This window comes from Rhodopirellula sp. MGV, from assembly GCF_002251265.1.
Lineage (GTDB): Bacteria > Planctomycetota > Planctomycetia > Pirellulales > Pirellulaceae > Stieleria > Stieleria baltica_A.
In genome coordinates this window covers 1-17,349 of record NZ_NPDI01000053.1, presented here as the reverse complement: position 1 = coordinate 17,349, position 17,349 = coordinate 1, and the positions used below count along the sequence as shown (strand labels likewise).

The 17,349-nt window shown below is 54.8% G+C and carries 17 protein-coding genes; 7 read left to right on the top strand and 10 right to left on the bottom strand.

Translation table 11 applies throughout. The features are described 5' to 3' along the window. Positions 1-126: 126 nt before the first annotated feature. Positions 127-309, top strand: coding sequence for a hypothetical protein (locus CGZ80_RS19415; RefSeq protein WP_094417343.1), 183 nt, complete (start codon positions 127-129; stop codon positions 307-309). A 100-nt stretch (positions 310-409) separates the two neighbouring features. Here the strand turns inward: CGZ80_RS19415 and CGZ80_RS19410 are convergent, their stop codons facing one another. The 3 genes from CGZ80_RS19410 to CGZ80_RS19400 all read right to left on the bottom strand — a co-directional run bounded on the left by CGZ80_RS19410 (position 410) and on the right by CGZ80_RS19400 (position 3,246). Continuing rightward, positions 410-1,561 (bottom strand): hypothetical protein, encoded by a 1,152-nt coding sequence (locus CGZ80_RS19410; protein WP_094417342.1) that lies wholly within the window; start codon positions 1,559-1,561, stop codon positions 410-412. Between the two features lie 348 nt (positions 1,562-1,909). Then, positions 1,910-2,392, bottom strand: coding sequence for a tRNA adenosine(34) deaminase TadA (gene tadA, locus CGZ80_RS19405; protein ID WP_094417341.1), 483 nt, complete (start codon positions 2,390-2,392; stop codon positions 1,910-1,912). Positions 2,393-2,454: 62 nt separating this feature from the next. After that, on the bottom strand, positions 2,455-3,246 hold the full coding sequence (locus tag CGZ80_RS19400; RefSeq protein WP_143544040.1) for a family 16 glycoside hydrolase: 792 nt from the start codon (positions 3,244-3,246) through the stop codon (positions 2,455-2,457). 108 nt (positions 3,247-3,354) lie between these two features. On the opposite strand from CGZ80_RS19400, the gene CGZ80_RS27695 reads away from it, so the two are divergent. Further along, positions 3,355-3,789, top strand: a complete 435-nt coding sequence (locus CGZ80_RS27695) for a VanZ family protein (RefSeq protein ID WP_143544039.1) — start codon at positions 3,355-3,357, stop codon at positions 3,787-3,789. On the opposite strand, the gene CGZ80_RS19390 is transcribed toward CGZ80_RS27695, so the two are convergent. The 3 genes from CGZ80_RS19390 to CGZ80_RS19380 all read right to left on the bottom strand — a co-directional run bounded on the left by CGZ80_RS19390 (position 3,790) and on the right by CGZ80_RS19380 (position 6,739). After that, positions 3,790-4,815, bottom strand: coding sequence for a hypothetical protein (locus tag CGZ80_RS19390; protein WP_094417339.1), 1,026 nt, complete (start codon positions 4,813-4,815; stop codon positions 3,790-3,792). A gap of 171 nt (positions 4,816-4,986) precedes the next feature. Further along, positions 4,987-5,337 carry a YciI family protein gene (locus tag CGZ80_RS19385; RefSeq protein ID WP_094417485.1) on the bottom strand — a complete coding sequence of 117 codons (351 nt, stop codon included), beginning with the start codon at positions 5,335-5,337 and terminating at the stop codon, positions 4,987-4,989. A gap of 124 nt (positions 5,338-5,461) precedes the next feature. Continuing rightward, positions 5,462-6,739: an RNA polymerase sigma factor gene (locus tag CGZ80_RS19380; protein WP_094417338.1), complete on the bottom strand. Its 1,278-nt coding sequence runs from the start codon at positions 6,737-6,739 to the stop codon at positions 5,462-5,464. Between the two features lie 173 nt (positions 6,740-6,912). Here CGZ80_RS19380 and CGZ80_RS19375 point away from each other — a divergent pair, with 173 nt between their 5' ends. Beyond that, entirely contained in the window at positions 6,913-8,202 is a 1,290-nt protein-coding gene (locus tag CGZ80_RS19375) for a PQQ-binding-like beta-propeller repeat protein (RefSeq protein WP_094417337.1), read from the top strand. Positions 8,203-8,302: 100 nt separating this feature from the next. Here the strand turns inward: CGZ80_RS19375 and CGZ80_RS19370 are convergent, their stop codons facing one another. Further along, entirely contained in the window at positions 8,303-9,898 is a 1,596-nt protein-coding gene (locus tag CGZ80_RS19370) for a sulfatase (RefSeq protein ID WP_094417484.1), read from the bottom strand. Between the two features lie 290 nt (positions 9,899-10,188). Here CGZ80_RS19370 and sufU point away from each other — a divergent pair, with 290 nt between their 5' ends. Together sufU and CGZ80_RS19360 are read left to right on the top strand one after the other, a co-directional pair. Next, the gene (sufU, locus tag CGZ80_RS19365) at positions 10,189-10,632 is read left to right on the top strand and encodes a Fe-S cluster assembly sulfur transfer protein SufU (RefSeq protein ID WP_094417483.1); all 444 of its coding nucleotides are present in this window, start codon (positions 10,189-10,191) and stop codon (positions 10,630-10,632) included. Positions 10,633-10,635: 3 nt separating this feature from the next. After that, positions 10,636-11,904 carry a SufS family cysteine desulfurase gene (locus CGZ80_RS19360; RefSeq protein ID WP_094417336.1) on the top strand — a complete coding sequence of 423 codons (1,269 nt, stop codon included), beginning with the start codon at positions 10,636-10,638 and terminating at the stop codon, positions 11,902-11,904. A gap of 94 nt (positions 11,905-11,998) precedes the next feature. On the opposite strand, the gene CGZ80_RS19355 is transcribed toward CGZ80_RS19360, so the two are convergent. Then, complete coding sequence (locus CGZ80_RS19355; RefSeq protein WP_143544038.1) at positions 11,999-13,063, bottom strand: peroxiredoxin family protein; 1,065 nt, start codon at positions 13,061-13,063, stop codon at positions 11,999-12,001. 262 nt (positions 13,064-13,325) lie between these two features. On the opposite strand from CGZ80_RS19355, the gene CGZ80_RS19350 reads away from it, so the two are divergent. Next, positions 13,326-14,387 (top strand): hypothetical protein, encoded by a 1,062-nt coding sequence (locus CGZ80_RS19350; protein ID WP_094417334.1) that lies wholly within the window; start codon positions 13,326-13,328, stop codon positions 14,385-14,387. Between the two features lie 84 nt (positions 14,388-14,471). Here CGZ80_RS19350 and CGZ80_RS19345 read toward each other — a convergent pair whose 3' ends face one another. Next, complete coding sequence (locus CGZ80_RS19345) at positions 14,472-15,251, bottom strand: rhomboid family intramembrane serine protease (protein WP_094417333.1); 780 nt, start codon at positions 15,249-15,251, stop codon at positions 14,472-14,474. A 71-nt stretch (positions 15,252-15,322) separates the two neighbouring features. Here CGZ80_RS19345 and CGZ80_RS19340 point away from each other — a divergent pair, with 71 nt between their 5' ends. Next, the gene (locus CGZ80_RS19340; RefSeq protein ID WP_094417332.1) at positions 15,323-16,066 is read left to right on the top strand and encodes a metallophosphoesterase; all 744 of its coding nucleotides are present in this window, start codon (positions 15,323-15,325) and stop codon (positions 16,064-16,066) included. A 12-nt stretch (positions 16,067-16,078) separates the two neighbouring features. Here the strand turns inward: CGZ80_RS19340 and CGZ80_RS19335 are convergent. Next, positions 16,079-17,349, bottom strand: a 1,271-nt coding sequence (locus tag CGZ80_RS19335; protein WP_094417331.1) for an HlyD family secretion protein, incomplete at its 5' end; no start/stop codon positions are given.

Here is a 17,349-nt window from a genome sequence, read left to right as displayed (position 1 = left end):
CGACCCCCGCGAACGAACTTAGAATCGATGTGTGGCATGCAACGTGTGGTTGGCGACGATTTGTGTTTGATTGTCCAAACACCCCGCGCGTTTAAATAGTCGCAGTAGCCCAACGAGGAGTCCGTTTTGCTTACCGAAGCTACCGTTGAAGAGATGTTCCGTAGCCTGATCAGCGACCCCAACCGCGGGGAAGAAGCGTTTGATGAGGCGGAGGATCTGCTGGACGAAGAACTGCGTCCAGAAAGTCCGCTCCGTCACCGTCTGACGATGGAGCTGGAAGAGTTGCGTGAGATGGCTTCAAAGAAATAGTTTTCTGCCTTCCTCCCCAAAGCAAAAACAGCAAAAGCCGCGACGGAATGATTCCGCCGCGGCTTTTCTTTTGCACCAACAGTGACCGGATCGTTTGACGTTACCGGTTCAAGGTAAGTCCAAAGGTGTAACCCACCATCAAGTAGTCTTGATCGTTGTCACCGCCTGGAACCGTTCCGCCCTCGCCGTCGCCACCACGCCACAGTCCACGCTCGATGTCGATCAACTGGAATCCGCAGCGGACGGTGAAGTCTCGCGTCAGCTGGTATGCCAAGTCACCGCGGACGTCAAAGCCCAGGAAGAACTCTTCGTTGCGTGAGTGGACTTCAGGTGTCGCTTCTCGCAGGATGCGATCAATCCCAGCACCTTGTGTGATCGGTGCAGTCGTGTCGTAAACAACCGTCTCCGTCCAACGGTTCTTGTAACTGCTTTGCCAGTTACCGCCCGAGAAGACACGGAAGTCGCCCGACACCATGAACCGGTTGATGTACTTGAAGTATCGGAAACCGAGTTGTGCGGTCAACGCTTCGTTTTCTGTGAACGCTTGGTTGATCGTCAGTTGCTCGGCACCGTTGCCGAAGTTTGTTTCCAACGTAGGGACCAGGATTTGTTCCGGATCGTTCGAGGAAACGAAGTTCGATGCCGCGTAGGTGTCCTTGATTCGGAACCAACGAAGGCCAACCATCGGCTCCAAAATCCCGCCGTAGTGATACGGCTCCATACGCCAAGTCTTGCTCAGCTCGTAGCTGTCGAACGAGACAACGTTCAGGCTGTCCAGTTCGTCAACGAAGCGGTAGTGAAAACCCAGGTTGTTGCCAACGCCAGGGATCGCTTCGTAACCGAAAGGGCTAGACGGGTTCGTTGCGCCAGCGTTGAGGTCGGGTTGCTCGTCTTCGTTCAAGCGATTGGCTCGCTCATGACGTTGGCGGAAAAACGCGCCCACGTCGTTTTTGACCCAGCTGAACAGGTATCCTGTGTCCGCGTCGGGCAACATGAATCCCAGTTCGTATCGGTGGCCCGCACCGTGGTCGAGCCGTGTGTCAGCTTCACCGAAGGTGACATCGTTCGTTTCAGGCCGGCTACCGTAGAGGTAAAGCCGGTCATAGGTTGCAAACCAACCTGTGTTCGCCCGCTTGCTGGGCTTCATGTCTGCCAGATCCGCATCGTAGATCGGCTCGAACCAACGAAAGTCAGGTTCAAACTCGAATGGATCGGCAATTGGGAGATGCTGTTGAGCTTGGGCCGAAGCCATGCCGCAAAGCAACACAAGAGATCCAATAACTCTAGCCGTCAGCTTCCGTACCGACATCGCTGTTCCACCGTCTAATTAAAGTCGTCCGTAGCGGCCGTTGGAAAGCTACAGGCTCCCCCCATCGGCACGCGCCAAGGTGCAAAATGAAATCTTGTGCGTTACTCGCACAAAGATCCGGTCGTGACGGTCTTATCGGACATGACACTCATCAGTGCTTAGCCCGTTTATCGCCAGATGCAGCAAAAGTGCGAGAATCTTGCGAATCCCTACAGTTTAACAGCACCGTTTCACCCTACCCTCAGACGGAAAACTCCCTCTAAATTGCCAGCCTGACGCCGACAACCAAGGCTATTTCTTGCCCAACGCTCGTTTGCTCGCAAAGAAGTCGGTCAAAATCTGGCCGCATCGGTCTGCCATTACACCAGAACTGATCTCGGAGCGATGATTCAATCGCGGATCGGACAATAGCTCGAAGACGCTTGTGACGGCGCCCGCTTTGGGATCAGACGCACCAAAGACAACGCGCGGGATACGGCTTTGCAAGATCGCCCCCGCGCACATCGGGCACGGCTCCAACGTCACATACAACGTGCACCGCTCCAGCCGCCAATCGCCAATCGCGGCAGCGGCCTGTGTGATCGCAATCATCTCCGCGTGTGCGGTGGGGTCTTTTAAGGCCACTCGTTCGTTCGAGGCCGCGCCGAGGACCTGATGATCGCGAATGATCACGGCACCAACAGGAACTTCATCGGCCAGCGCCGCTTGCTGAGCAAGCTCTAGAGCGCGTCCCATGAAGTGTTCGTCGATCTCGTTCTGCGTCAAGCTTTGCATAGACGTGGCTCCTCCAACATCCTCTCTGTTGTTCGGCTCTATGCCGTTCAGTGGCGGACGTGTTACTCGTCCGCCTCTTCCTTCGCTAGCTCGGATGGATCCAAACGGCGAATCGCTACATTGCGAATTTGGGAATCGCATTCAAAGTTCGCGATTCCCAGAGGCGTACAAGGATCCATCTCAAAGCGGATGTCGAACTTGCGGTCTTTACGGGGCAGATCAAACATTTTGATTCCGTCGATCCAAACGGTAATCTGGACGTCTTCGACACGAACCCGTGCCTTGTACCATTGCTCGTTGTCATACGCTTTGAAGTTCGTTGTTTCGTTGTCACTCGCATCGTGACCATCAATACTGCTTAGCCCGGTCACGCCGCCGCCCCAGCCGCCCATTACAAAGCTAGCGACCTCTTTGCCAACAGGAAACGTGACCGCACAGACGAAGTCAATTCCGCGATCTCGCCGGCATTCCCAACGCACTTCGTAGTTATTGCGAGGCAGCACAGGAACCTTCGTATCCGAGGCGGCTTTTTTCTCTTCACCGTCAAATGGCCCAGTCCAACGCACCCCGGTCAATGGTTGACCAAATTGCAACCGAATCAAACCGTCCTTCACCGTCACTTCGCCATCACCACCAAACTGGCATGATTTCCAATGATCGTTCAATGAAATCCATTCCGTTTTGTCTTTTGGCTTCTCTGCTGTTTGCGTACTATCCTTGGGCTCTCCTGCGGCTGACGCCGTAGCCCCCGCCGACGCGTCTTGTCCAATGGCGACAACCGCGTTCGTGGCAATCAATAACGCGAGCATCAGATACTTCGATGCAAGGTTGGCGAAAGAAAGGCGGCAGTTCAAAACAGTCTCCTCGTCGATTGATTGCGAAAATGTCTCTGGGGACGACTCCCCCAGGTGCGGTTGATGTGAGCCAGCCAGTCCAACTCCCACGAGAATTGAACGGAAGCGATGCGTCCTGTAACAGGAATCAAGATACTCGGACTGCGACTGGGAATTTTCCTACTCGCTTCGTACTGGATTGTACTCTTTGCCGGAACGCATTTGCCATCCTCCACTGTGATCGCGCCCGGATTGAATGACAAGAGCAAACACTTCGGTGGCTATTTCGTCCTAACCCTGCTGATGTGTTACGTCACGCACTCGAACGAGTCCAAGCGATTCGGAAGTGTGCTGCGATTTGGGGGAATCGCGGGGATCTTGTTTCTCTACGGATGCCTGGACGAGTGGAGTCAAAAATTCGCGCGCGGTCGCACCCCAGATGTCTGGGACCTTTTGGCGGACGCTTGTGGCATTGCCGCAGCGATCGTCTGCTATGTGATCGCGAAACGAATTCTCGACGGGCGCCGGAGACAGTCGCTGGCGGTATCCAATCAAACACGCTGATCAAATCGAGGATTCGACGGGACCATCAGCGGTTGAATCATTGTCGGGACTCGAATTGGCAGCTTCGATACGAAGTCGTGCAATCCGCTGTCGAAGTAACCGCGACTGTTTCTCGAGTTCTTCTAACTCGGCTTCGAGTTTCTCAATTCGCTTCTGACAGTCGGGGCGCCAAACACGCTCGATCACGTCAAACAAGACAAGAACTCGGAACGCTTTGATCGCGATGCCGCGGAGTCGGTACGCCCTCATCGCGTTGGACAACTGTTGGAATCGCACCAGATTGGAAAGACGCATCGTCCGCGCCAAACTGAGCGATCGCAGGAACGAAACGAGCGGGATCAGAATGATCGCCAGGTCGATCCAGTGCTCTTTGCAGTACTGAATCTTGGCGTCCGAGATCGAAACCATCAAAATGAATTCCGCCGCAAACGCGAACCAGATCACGCCGGTTCCCATGTGCAGGAACAAACGGAGCCAACCATACGCGGCAACCTGGTCCTTCAAGAAGAACTCGACAATCAAGATCGGCATGATCAGCAGTGCAACGATCATCATCGGCACGCTGAACTTTCTCTCCAACTGACGCTGTAATCGCTTGCCACCCTGCCGCCAACCGAATCCAGGCAACCAGATCCGGCCATGCATCTCTGGACTTCGTGCCCCCATCCGCATCGCGGGACAAAGACAAAATAGCAATCCTTGAAGGTGGTGCTTGCGCATCTCGGCGTCCCAGGGCCGAGTCAACCAGTGGGCAACGGACTCCGCAACGATGGCACACCAAATTCCGCCCATCACCCAAAGCACGACGACTTCGACGATAAAGACATAGTGAAAGAGTGACGGTTCGTCCAAGTTTGCTTCGCCGAGTACTTCGACCGCGCGCTGCCGCAAACCTGGCATATCAACCCAGATCACGACCAAGATCGCGACACAGATCAAATGGATCAGCGCCAGGCTGAACATCAGCACTTCGTTGCGGCCGGCAAACCAACGCCGCCAAGATTTCACGTCATGCCGTGCGATCATGTTCACGCCTCTCGGCAATGCCGAGATGAAGACTCCGTGAGCTGGGACTGGAAACGGGCACAGTGTCCCACATCGGAAGGGCACGATTCAACCGAGTTCCAGGCGCCGCGAACGGGAATCCGCCAATTCGCCAATTCCAGTGTTTCGCAAAGCGATCTTGACGGCGAACGCTCAGTTGGGGACGGGAATCGGTAGCAGCGGACGGATTTCGACGGTGCCTTTGGACGCCGGCGGCAACCGCTCAGCAATCTTGATTGCCTCGTCAAGATCTTCCACGTCGATCAAATAAAAGCCACCCAACTGTTCGGCCGTCTCCGCAAATGGTCCATCCGTCGTCATTCGTCGGCCTTCACGGACCCTGATGCAAGTCGCACTTGCAACCCCGTGAAGAGGCGCACTATCGATCAACTTGCCTTGATCTTTTAACTCGTCACTAATGCGTTTCGATTCAATCATGCATTCGTGGCGTTCGTCGTCGGTCCAATCCTGTTCGGCACCGTAAATCAACAACATGTACTTCATCGGATCAAATCCCCCCGCTTTTGTTTGACAACGAAGTCGATTGGTTCGTTCATGAAGCAGTCGTGTACCCGAACCTGGAATCGACAACCATTCGAAAAGTTTGCCTGAATTTATCAGTAGTGATTCATTGGTGATTACGAAGTTCGGCGATTCGCTGCATGAGGAATCGCCGTTCGGATTGCTGGGTGGTCAGTTCCAAAGCACGTTCAAATGCGGACAAAGCTCGCTTCCGTTTGCCCCCCCGCCGAAGCAACTCGGCAACTGCGGAATAAGATGGGGCGTATTCCTTAAGCTCCCCACGCTGATGAATAGCTTCGATCAACTCAGCCCCCGCAAGCGGTTCGTCACGCATCGCAACCGCAACCGCACGATTCAATTCCACCACCGGCGATGCCTCCAAAAGCATCAGGACGTCGTACAACGCGACAATCTGGCGCCAATCGGTTTCCGCCGCGAACTTCGCATGCGAATGAACAGCAGAGATCGCTGCTTGAATCGTGTAGCCGCCCACTCGACGGCTGGCGATCGAATCTTCGACCAATGCGACTCCTTCGGCAATCAACGCACCGTCCCACTGCGTCCTGTCTTGATCCTCCAGCAACACAAGGTTGCCTTCCGAATCGCTTCTGGCTTTGCGACGCGATTCATGGAGCAACATCAACGCCAAAAGCCCTTTGACTTCGGGATCCGGGCTCAGGTCCACCAACAGCCTGCCCAGCCGAATCGCTTCTGCAGACAAGTCGCTACGCGTTAATGAGTCACCGCTGGACGCACAGTAACCTTCATTGAAAATCAAATACACCACCGACAGAACCACATCCAATCGCGACGGCAGTTCCGATAGCTCTGGGATTGTGATCGGAATGTTTGCATTGCGAATCTTCGACTTGCCACGAACAATCCGCTGCGACATCGCGGTAGGCGTCGTCAGAAACGCGCTGGCGATTTCTTCCGTTGTCAGACCACAGACTTCGCGCAGTGTCAAAGGCACCTGAACCATTCGATCGATCGCCGGGTGGCAACAGGTAAAGATCAGACGCAACCGATCGTCTTCGATGGCTTGGTCGCTTCGCGCGGCGTTCATCGATGCGATGCGACTGATCCGGTCAGAAATCACGCTCGCGTTTTGACCGATCTTTGCATCACGCCGAATTCGATCAATCGCCTTAAATCGCCCCGTCGAAATCAGCCAGGAAATCGGGTTCTGCGGAATGCCTTCCGTTTGCCATTGGGTCGCCGCTTGCGTGAAGGCGTCTTGCAACGCATCTTCGGCCAAATCCAAATCGCTCAAACACCTCGCCAGCGAAGCAAAGACCTTGCGTGAGGACTCGCGATAAAGCTGCTCGATCGTGGTCGCGACAAGGTTTGAGTCACGATTCGATGGGGGCTCGAAATCTTGCATTCGGATTCTTGCATACAGCGTGATCTTGCTTAAAGCGTGAATTCAAAGGTGTCGCCGCTACCCTGCCCCACACCACAACAATCTCCATAGCCTAACTCCCGCCCCAATCGTCGCCAATCCGCTACAATTCGACGACAACACGCACGCTTTCGCGACACCCACAACGAATCCAAATGAAACTGCCAATCGAGCTGAAACAACGATCTGGAATCATTCGGTCCTGCCTGTTTCACCTTTCCCTGGGAATGTCGACCCTCGGATTGTCCGCCACAACGTTGCCAGCGGCGGACTGGTTAGGGTTTCGAGGCGACGGACGATCGTTTGCACCAGAATCTAACACGCCTGCCGAATTTGATTCGGAGAGTGGAAAAAACATCGCTTGGCGTGTCGCCACGGCGGGACGAGGGATCGGCGGCCCTTTGGTAATCGGCGAACAGGTTTTTGTCACCAGTTGCGGTGGTGAGGACGAACGCGATTTGTATGTCGAATCTTATTCGACAAAAGACGGTTCACCGATTTGGTCGCGCCCCATGCGAGCGACGGGACGACCGTTCACACATCCAACCAGTTCGAACGCGTCCCCGACGCCCGCCAGTGACGGAGAAAACATCGTCGCGTTGTTCAGCAGTTGTGACTTGGTTTGTTACGACGTTGCTGGCCATCTGAAATGGTATCGTGCACTTGCGATCGACCATCCGAAGACGGGCAACGACATCAGCATGAGCAGCTCCCCAGCGGTCGTCGACGGCGTGGTAGTCGTGCAGCTCGAAAATCAAGGTGATTCGTTTGCCGCCGGGATCGACATCGAAACGGGCAAAACCTTGTGGACCAATCAGCGCGCCGCATCATCGAATTGGTCGTCACCACAACCGGTGCTGGTCGACGAACGTCGCTGGCTGGTTTCAATGCACAATGGTCGCGGGATTGACTTGGTTGATCCGCGCACCGGCGAAACCGTCAAGCACTTCGATGCCTCTGGTGATGGCACCGCCTCCGCAACGTACGCAGCTCCCTACGTCATTGTGCCTGGTCAATCGACGACCGCAATTCGGGTCGCGTCGGCGGACTTCGACGACAAATCGAATACCGACGTCAACGCTGAGATCCAATGGGAAAGCAGCAAGCTTCGTCCACAACGTTGTAGCCCCGTCGCATCAAACGACCGTGTTTACATGTCGCGTGGATCAGTCCTGATCGCTGGCTCGATCAGCGACGGATCAGTGCTTTGGCAGGAGAGACTGGGAAAGCTCGAAAACGTCTGGGCGACCCCCGTGTTAACAGAAACGGGGATCTACATCGTTTCGTCCGACGGCACCGTGATGGTCGTCGCTGATAAAGGCGATGAGGGAGAAGTCATCGGCGAATCAAAACTCGGTGAATCCGTCCTGGCCAGTCCTGCCGTCAGCAATGATGCGTTGTACTTCCGAAGCGAATATGGCCTCATCAAGGTCGCAAAAGAATAAGACAGTGGTCGGCCGAACTTCTCTGTGTTGGCCGATCCCAATTGCCATTTTGTGACGAAGCCGGAGCCTCGTCACGAAATCGGAACCGAATTTGATCGAGCTATTTTGCTTCGCGGTTGATTGGCTCTTCCACCACGATTGACTTTGGAAAATCAGCCGCCTGATTGCCACCTTGGTCATCCCAGCGTTTGTTCTGGCTGCCGCCTTTGGGCTGATTCATTGGGATCTCCATTCCTCCCGCATCACCCAACATCTCGTACAGCTTGTCCTCCATTTCTTTGGCGACTGATTTGTAGTCCGGGTTTTTGATCAGATTCTTCGTTTCCCCCGGATCCGTCGTCAAGTCGTACAGTTCGTCGACATCCCAAAGGCCATAGTAGGTGATGTACTTGAACCGATCGCCACGCAATGCAAACTGCGTCGGCGACTGCGGAAAATTCTTTTCCCAGTAATAGACGTACAAGAAGTGGTCACGCCACGGCATCTCGGGTTTGTTGGGTAGCTCCAAGAAACTCTTTCCGTCCATGTACTCGGGTGTCTGCAAACCGGCGGCGTGCAACACAGTCGGACCAACGTCGATATTGCCGATCACTTTTTCTACAACGGTGCCGCCTTTATAGAGGTCCGGACACTGCATCATCATCGGCACCCGAATCGACTCTTCGTAGGACACACGCTTGTCAATCAATCCGTGCTCGCCCCACATGAAGCCATTGTCGCCCATGTAAACGACCAGCGTTTCGTCGTGGATGCCCATCTTTTTCAGTTGGTCTAGAACCCGGCCAACGCTATCGTCGACGGCCAACATCGATTCACAGTAACGACGGTAGAGGTAATCCAACCCTTTGTCGCTGTGGTACGAAAAATCGATCCCGTGCCAACTGTTGCGTTGATCGCGGACCCAACGTGGCGCGTCGTTTTCGGCGCTGATTTCATTGCCGCGAGGCAGGAAACTCAAGTCGGCATCGGCATAGCGATCTTTGTGTCGTTCCGCCGGAGTAAAGTTCGCGTGGACCGCCTTGTGTGACAAATACAAAAAGAACGGCTTGTCCTTCGATCGAGTGTCTAGCCAGTCAACCGCATAGTCAGTCAACTCGTCGGTGATGTAGCCCTTTTGCTTTACACGTTTGCCGTTTACGTTCAACGTGTATTTAGGACCGGGCGGCAAATAGTTTCCTTGTCCACGGAAGCTAATCCAATGATCGAATCCGGGACGCGGATCGTCATGTGCGCCGCCCATGTGCCACTTGCCGATGAAGGCGGTGTCGTATCCGGCACGCTGAAGATACTGCGGAAAGAAAACCGTGCCTTCGGGGACCAACCGGTTGTTGTCGATCACGCGGTGCTTGTGGGTATACAAGCCGGTCAAAATTGACGCGCGGCTTGGCGAGCACAAACTGGTCGTCACAAATGCGTTCTTCAAGTGGACGCCGTTGGACGCCAGTGAATCGAGGTGCGGCGTCTCAAGAAAGGGGTGCCCCATAAAACCCATCGCGTCGTAACGATGGTCGTCTGTCAATATGAACACGACGTTTCGGGGCTTGATGCCCTCACGCTGTGGGGTCGAAGCCAGTTCGGCTGCTCGCAGAGCCGCCGAATCGACTTGGGACAGCAGTGCGACCAAACCGAATGCGAGAAATACGGTTGCCGGTGCGAGGAGAAAGCGGGAAAGACTGCGGAAGGGATGTAGCGGCATATCGCTCTTCATTAGCGGGGGGAGGGAAAGCCAGAAAAGGCGGTGCCCCCATCTTAACCGAACCCAAAGGCCTTGAGCCCGTCTTGAACGGTAAGGAACCAAGGGCGTGTCCGTCGACCGACGTCGGAATTTACGACGAATGGGGGACTCGTCGATTTTTAACAACGAGCGTAGACTTAAATAGCAGCCTGCTGGCCTATGGCATGCAGGCTGACTCCGAATTTTGATTCCCCGCCGGATTGGCGTGTCCTTCGACGATCCGGCTTTGCACGACACTCGTGACTTTTGCGATGGCTAACGAGCAGGATATTTACGAAGAACACGTTCTAGACCACTACGAGGACCCTTATCACCGCGGGTTCCTCGAGAACGCTACGCACGAGCACCAGGGAAAAAACCCGCTGTGCGGCGACGTGATCGAAATCTATCTGCGCCTGGACAGCGAAGGCCGGGTCAGTGAAGCGTGGTTCGAAGGCGAAGGTTGCGTGATCAGCCAAGCCTCGGCATCGATGCTGATCGAGAAAGTCGAAGGCAAAACGGCAGAGGAAGTCCGCGAGTTCTCAGCCAACGAAATGCTGGAACTGTTCGGTCCCAAGCTGACTCCCAATCGCCAAAAGTGCTGCCTGCTCTCTTGGCGGGTACTTCAGTCGGCACTGCACTCGCCGATCGGTGAAGACGGCGATGATGAAGACGACCCAAATTTTGGCGGTCCGAGCTTGGGTGAGGAGAGCTAGGCAATGGCACTGATCACTCGGGATGTTCGCAACGACTTTCCCGTCCTTGACCGAAAAACTGCATCCGGAGAACCGCTCGCGTTCTTGGATAATGCGGCAAGCGCCCAACGGCCCAACGCTGTCATCGACGCGATGTCGGATTGCTATCGACGGTATTATGCCAACGTCCACCGCGGCATCCACACACTCAGCGAAGAGTCTACTGCGGCGTATGAAGCGGCACGGGAAACCACACGTGAATTCATGAATGCCCGCTCAACGCGTGAAGTCATCTTTACGGCGGGGACGACCGCAGCGATTAATTTGGTGGCCCATTCCTGGGGAAACCAATTTGTCCAGAAAGACGATGTGATTCTGCTGACGATCGCCGAACACCACGCCAACATCGTTCCCTGGCACCAGTTGTCCGAACGGGTCGGTTGCCGAGTTGAGTTCCTTCCACTCCAAGATGACTTCACGATTGACGATGCAGTCGTGAAGGAACGGCTTGAAACGCTGCGTCCAAAACTGTTTGCGTTCGCCTCCAGCAGCAACGTCCTCGGGACGAATTTTCCCGTTCAGCGTTGGACCAAACTTGCTCATGAATTCGACGCGAAGGTATTGGTTGACGCAGCACAGGCTGCTCCCCATCAAGCGATCGATGTCCAACAATGGGATGCCGAGTTTGTGGTCTTTAGTGGACACAAAGCATGCGGCCCCTCTGGAATCGGCGTCCTTTATGGGAAAGAAGCTCTACTCGATGCGATGCCAGCCTTCCTGGGTGGCGGTGGCATGATCGATAAGGTCACGACCACTGGTTTTACGCCGCACCATTTGCCAGAAAAATTCGAAGCTGGCACGCCGCCGATCGTTGAAGCCATTGGGCTGGCAGCGGCCCTGAAGTATTTACAAGGTGTCGGCTTTGAAAACATCCGTCAACACGAGCACGCGCTTTGTGAGATGGCGGACAATGCGTTCCGAGAAATCGAGGGCGTAGAAATCATCGGCCCAACGCCTGACAAAAAAACGGGAATCGTCAGCTTTGCGATCGACGGAGTGCACGCGCATGACATCGCCCAATGGTTAGACACACGTGGGATCGCAGTTCGTGCCGGCCATCACTGTGCGATGCCACTACACGAATCGCTTGGTAAAACGGCGACCGCACGCGCCAGTTTCTACCTCTATAACACGACAGACGAAGTCGAACGTTTGGTCGCGGCAGTGAAAGAAGTGCGTGAAAAATTCGCCCGCACAGGACGTCGGCGACGTAGACGTGAGGTCACGTCGTAGCTCTGCGTTTGAATGGTTGCCAACAAATTAAAAGGCCGTTGATCATCGCGATCAACGGCCTTTGTTGTTTTCGTGACCACTTCGAAAAAGCGGACTAGTTGGTGACTTCTTCCGCAGCCGCCGGCTCTTCGGCGGGTTCAACAGGACCGAGCAATTTGGCAAGCTGTTTGCCCAGCTCATCCCCACGGGCGTTCAGCGAAACGACCTTGCCCTCTTTGTCGACCAGCCAAACCGATGGGATCGCGTTGATGCCGTACTCGACGGCCATCGGATGCTTCCAACCGGCGTCCTCTTTAAACAAGTTCACCCAAGGCACATCCTCTTTGGCGATGTAGGCTTCCAATCGTTCACGATCGGTATCCAAGCTAATGCCTACGACGTCGAACCCTTTGTCGTGATAAAGGTCATAGTTTTTGCGGACGTTGGGAGCTTCGGCGATACAGGGTCCGCACCAAGTCGCCCAGAAGTCAACCAAGACAACTTTGCCGCGGTAGGAATCCCAGTCAAATGCCTCGCCATCGACCAAGTCACCTACCAAACTGATTTCCTGTCCGAGCAGCGCCAAGCGTTTTGCGGACGATTCAAATCGTGCCTGATAACTTCGCAGCTGAGCGTTATCGGTGTCTCGCAGCATGTCGGCAAAGGTTTCATTGGCCTCCAAGGCGACTTGCGGATCGCCCATCCGTTCCAAATATGTCGCCAATGCCATCGCATTGGATAGGTTGGGGCGTGCTTCGCCCTCGTCCAAGATGATTTGCAACTGACGCTTGGTCAGGGCCAACAGATCGCGCTGTGCTTCCGGAGTCGCATCGGCAACTTCGCGAATTCGTGCCGGCAGCACCAGCTTCGCAGCGAGGGCGAAATGGCGGTCGGATAGGTCTCCGTCGCTAGCCAGAATCTTTTCCGATGCCGATCGCATGGCATCGTTTATTTTCGATTGTGCCTGGTTGAACTGTCGATTGAGTTCAGTCTGCAATTCGTCCAGCTCGTCGACATAGTCAACCAACTCGTCCAAATCACCCTCGGGGACTTCGAATTCGCCGATGTCAATCATCGTCGTTGGTTGGGATGTCGTTTCCTTTTCGGCTTCTTGTGCTGGCGCGGGAGAAGCCGCCAAGACTGCTGCCACGATCAACGACAAGAATTTTCCTTGGCTCATCGCAATACCTTTTCGGTGTTTGTAAGAGACGGATGGGGCGAACCAGCGGTCCGCCAACTTCAGAATAACAAGTGTTGTCAAGATGGCCGCCTAAGGAGATTGAAATTCGTTGTCAATCTCATGTAGTCGACCCACCGCAGCGGGTTTTCTGTTCACCATTTATGGGGCAATTTCACGCGAAGGGGTTGCCGAGTTCCGGCGATGATAAGATGGGGGTCCCTTCCCCACCTCAACTCCCCTTTTGTGAAACGGTTACCCAACCATGGCACACTCGCTTTCTCGACGGCGATTTCTTGTCGCCACCGCTGCTGCGGCCCCAGCTATCGTGACCGCCAAACGTACCGCCGCCCAAAACTTGGTCGGACAAGGTGACTATCAGTTTCAGTACCAGCATGCTTGGCCGCAGCTCCCCGACAAGTACCACTGGCAAACGACACACAACGTCACCGTGGATCCAGACAACCGGCTTTATGTGATTCACGAAGGCAAATCCAATCTTGCCGACCATCCATCGATCTTTGTCTTTGATGAAGACGGTCGGTTTATCAAAGCATTCGGAGAACAGTTTCAAGGCGGCGGTCACGGTTTGGATATCCGCGTCGAAGACGGCACGCCCTACCTTTACGTCTCGGCCTACCAACATCTGAAAACGATCTGCAAACTGACTCTTGATGGCGAAGTCGTCTGGCAACGTTTTGCCCCAATGAAATCAGGACGCTATGCCGATGGTGAATCGACAAACCCACAAGGCGTTTGGGGACGTGACCGATTTATGCCGACGAACTTTGCCTTTCTCGACAATGGTGATTTTCTTGTCGCCGACGGATACGGCGCTTATGTCGTGCACCAATACGACGTCGATGGACATTGGAAAGGTTTCTTCGGCGGTGCCGGTGATGGACAGGGCACCTTCAACCTTCCACACGGAATCTGGATTGATCGACGGGCCGATTCGCAATCGATTGTCGTTGCAGATCGTGCGCACAACACGCTGCAAGTCTTTGATATCGATCACAACTATCAAACGACGATCGACGGTTTCGGGTTGCCTGCCAACATCGACACACATGGAGAACTGATGTTGGTTCCAGAACTCGTCGCGCGCGTGTCATTGCTGGACGCGAACTACCAATCGGTTGCCACTTTGGGCGATGACCGCGAACGAGTTTCCGCCGATTCGAAACGTGCGATTCGATCGGATCCACGAAAATGGCAAGATGGAAAATTCGTCCATCCGCATGACGCCTGTTTCGACAAGCACGGAAACATCATTGTCGCCGAGTGGGTCGCAACCGGCCGCGTCACCAAACTGACGCGGGTATGACAAAGATCTCTCCCAATCGAATTCGATTCGCTGTCGACAGTCTTTCGCGTCATGACGGATGACGCGAGTTGCGGCGGTACGTGCCTAGCGTCGATAGCTTCGCGTTCGATGCCACGATCGATCGACTGATTGCTCGCGGCCGAACACGAACGGCTTGGCCAACACTAATCCGGCGATAAATCCGCCGACATGGGCACCATAGGCAACGCCACCTTCGCTGCTTCCTAGCAACCCCAGCCCACTGACAACTTGGAACAAAAACCAAATTCCGACCGCCACATAGGCAGGGACTTCCGTCACGATTCGCAATAACAGTACGGTGACGCGGCGTTGTGGGTGCAATAAAACGTAGCCTCCCATCACCCCTGAAATCGCACCTGAGGCGCCTAGACTGGGTATCAAAGCGGACTCTCCCAGGCGGCTGACCGCGACGTGGACAAGGGACCCGATCAAGCCCGTCAGGAGATAAAAAACGAGGTACCTACCGCGTCCCATCGCGTTTTCAAGGTTGTCGCCAAAAATCCATAGAAACCACATATTGCCCAGCAAATGCGCGACCGATCCGTGCATGAACATTGCTGTGATCAAAGTCAGATAAACCGGGATGGGCGTCGATTTCAGCCCCGGTTGACGGACCTGCATTTGCCCTTGTGATGTCGCGATCTCGAACACGCGATCTTCGGTTTGATAGTCTTCCCCGCTGATGATTTCCGCCGGAACGACGGAATATGCCAACGTAAAGTCATCGTTTTGGCCCATGCCTTGCAGGAACACAAAGATCACGATGTTGACGACAATCAATGCGATATTCAACCAAGGGAAAATGGTCCGATCTGAATTGTCGTCATGAATGGGAAGTACCATTGCGTGATGATCGCCTCTTGCTCAACAGGGTTGGATTCAGTTCAACGACGAAGTGATGACTGATGGATAGTATGAACGAGAACAGATACGGCGGAAGTTATTTCGTTTCAGACCTTCACCTTTTCTCTCGTCGATCGACCGGCGACCGAATCGTCGAACAACTTTATCAGAAGGCGTCTTGTGGCCATACGGTCGTTCTGGGAGGCGATATCTTCGATTTCAAGTGGAGCTCCGATCCCTGTCCCGAAAACACACTCAATCGGGCCGAACGCTGGATCGAAGATCTGGTTGCCGAACGCCCTGAATGCGAGTTTCACTACATCTTGGGCAACCACGACTCACACCCTACCTTTGTGGATCGACTTCAAAGATTGACCAACCGCCTAGAGAATTTCCAGTGGCATCGCTACTTCGTACGACTCGACCACTGCCTGTTTTTGCACGGTGATGTCGCCGACGGTTCACTCGAACACGCCGTCTTAGACGCTCGCCGCGAACGAATGGAAAAAAAGAAACGTCGACATCCGGTGTGGCACTACGCCTATGACTTGGCGATTCATGCGAAGCTACACCGGCTGGCAATCCTGTCGATCCGAGAACTCGTCGTACTGAGCCGCATTCGTGAATACGCTGACCAGATCGGTCAGGGGCCCGAGTCAGGCGTGCACGATGTCTATTTTGGACACACGCACTTCGATCTGGACGGCGTTGACTATCAAGGCATGACGTTTCACAACGGCGGGGCCGCGATCAAAGGCTTGAGGTTCCGGATCGTCGACGCGTCCTTGAATTCCCCCGCAACGATCCGAGCGTAGGCCGCCGCGTTCCTATCGCATCAACCAAACCTCGACTTCTTCGGTCTCACGCAGATCAGCAGAGATCGTTTCGTCAGGCTCAACGATATCGATTTCTGCCCAGGTCTCATCGTCTTCGTGTCGGAGCGAACGGACTTTCGCGGTCTGCCCCCAAGCCAACCTGGGAACGTAGACGGTAAATTCGCCGCCCACCGAAAGCTTCTGTGCAAACTGCTCCGGAATCCCGACCGTCGCATGCTGTGGATTCATGCGCCGAATCGTAACCAATGGAGCTCCATCGCTGACCAAGTCATCGACGTTGGCATCGACGGACTGAACGATACCGGTGACAGGCGAAACGAACGTCCAAGAGACGGTTCGCTTCTCAATACTTTGCAACTTTGACTTGAGCGTCAACAGGTACTCTTCGCTTTCACGGATCGAACTCTCGATATATGCGATCGAACGTTCCTTGTCTTCCTTGCTTCCTTGCCAAACTTCCTGCGGCGTCTCGACTACGTCGTCGCTGACTGCCATCAACGCCTTTCTCAGTTTCAACTCTCGCTGCACCAACTGAAGTTCAGTCTGTTCAAATTTGCGACTGAGTTCCATGGCTTGTTCACGCGACACTTTGTGCAATCGAACCAACGGCACCAGCCGCCGAGCTTCTTCCTCGAGTTCCACCATTCGCTCACGAGCCGCGTCGACTTCGGCTTGGCAGATCCGCACTTGAGCCTGCGCGTTTCCATCATTTCTGACCGGACCGCTCGGGTCGCTCTGACGCAATGAGACGAGTTCCTGCTGCTGTTCGTCAATGTATCGCTCGACCGATTCAATTTCTTTTTCAAGTCGTTCGAGTTCCGCGTCGTCGACCGGTTGCGAGAAGACCGCAACCGTCTGGCCCGCTTCGACCGGTTCACCCGCTTGCACCTCAATTTTATCGAGGTGTCCAGTTCTCTCGACCAAGACCGGAACCACTTCGCTTTCGAACGAGAGCCGTTCACGTGTTACCGAGGGTGCCGCGGGACTGGCCACCAACCACTTAACGGCTACCCAGCCGGTCACCATCAGTAAGACCGCCGCGAGCAATCTTGCGCCAACAATCAACGGGTCTGACGTCGCTTCGATGAACTCGCTCGAGCGCTCGACCCAATGTGTCCGCTCTTGCGCCGCGGGCATCACGATTTCCATCGCTTGCCGAGCCCCGCCTCGTGTCGCCCCGCCTCGTGTCGCCCCGCCTCGTGTCGCCCCGGCTGGACGCCCCGATTCAACAGCGAATGGCCGCGCCTCGCCCACCGTTTCAC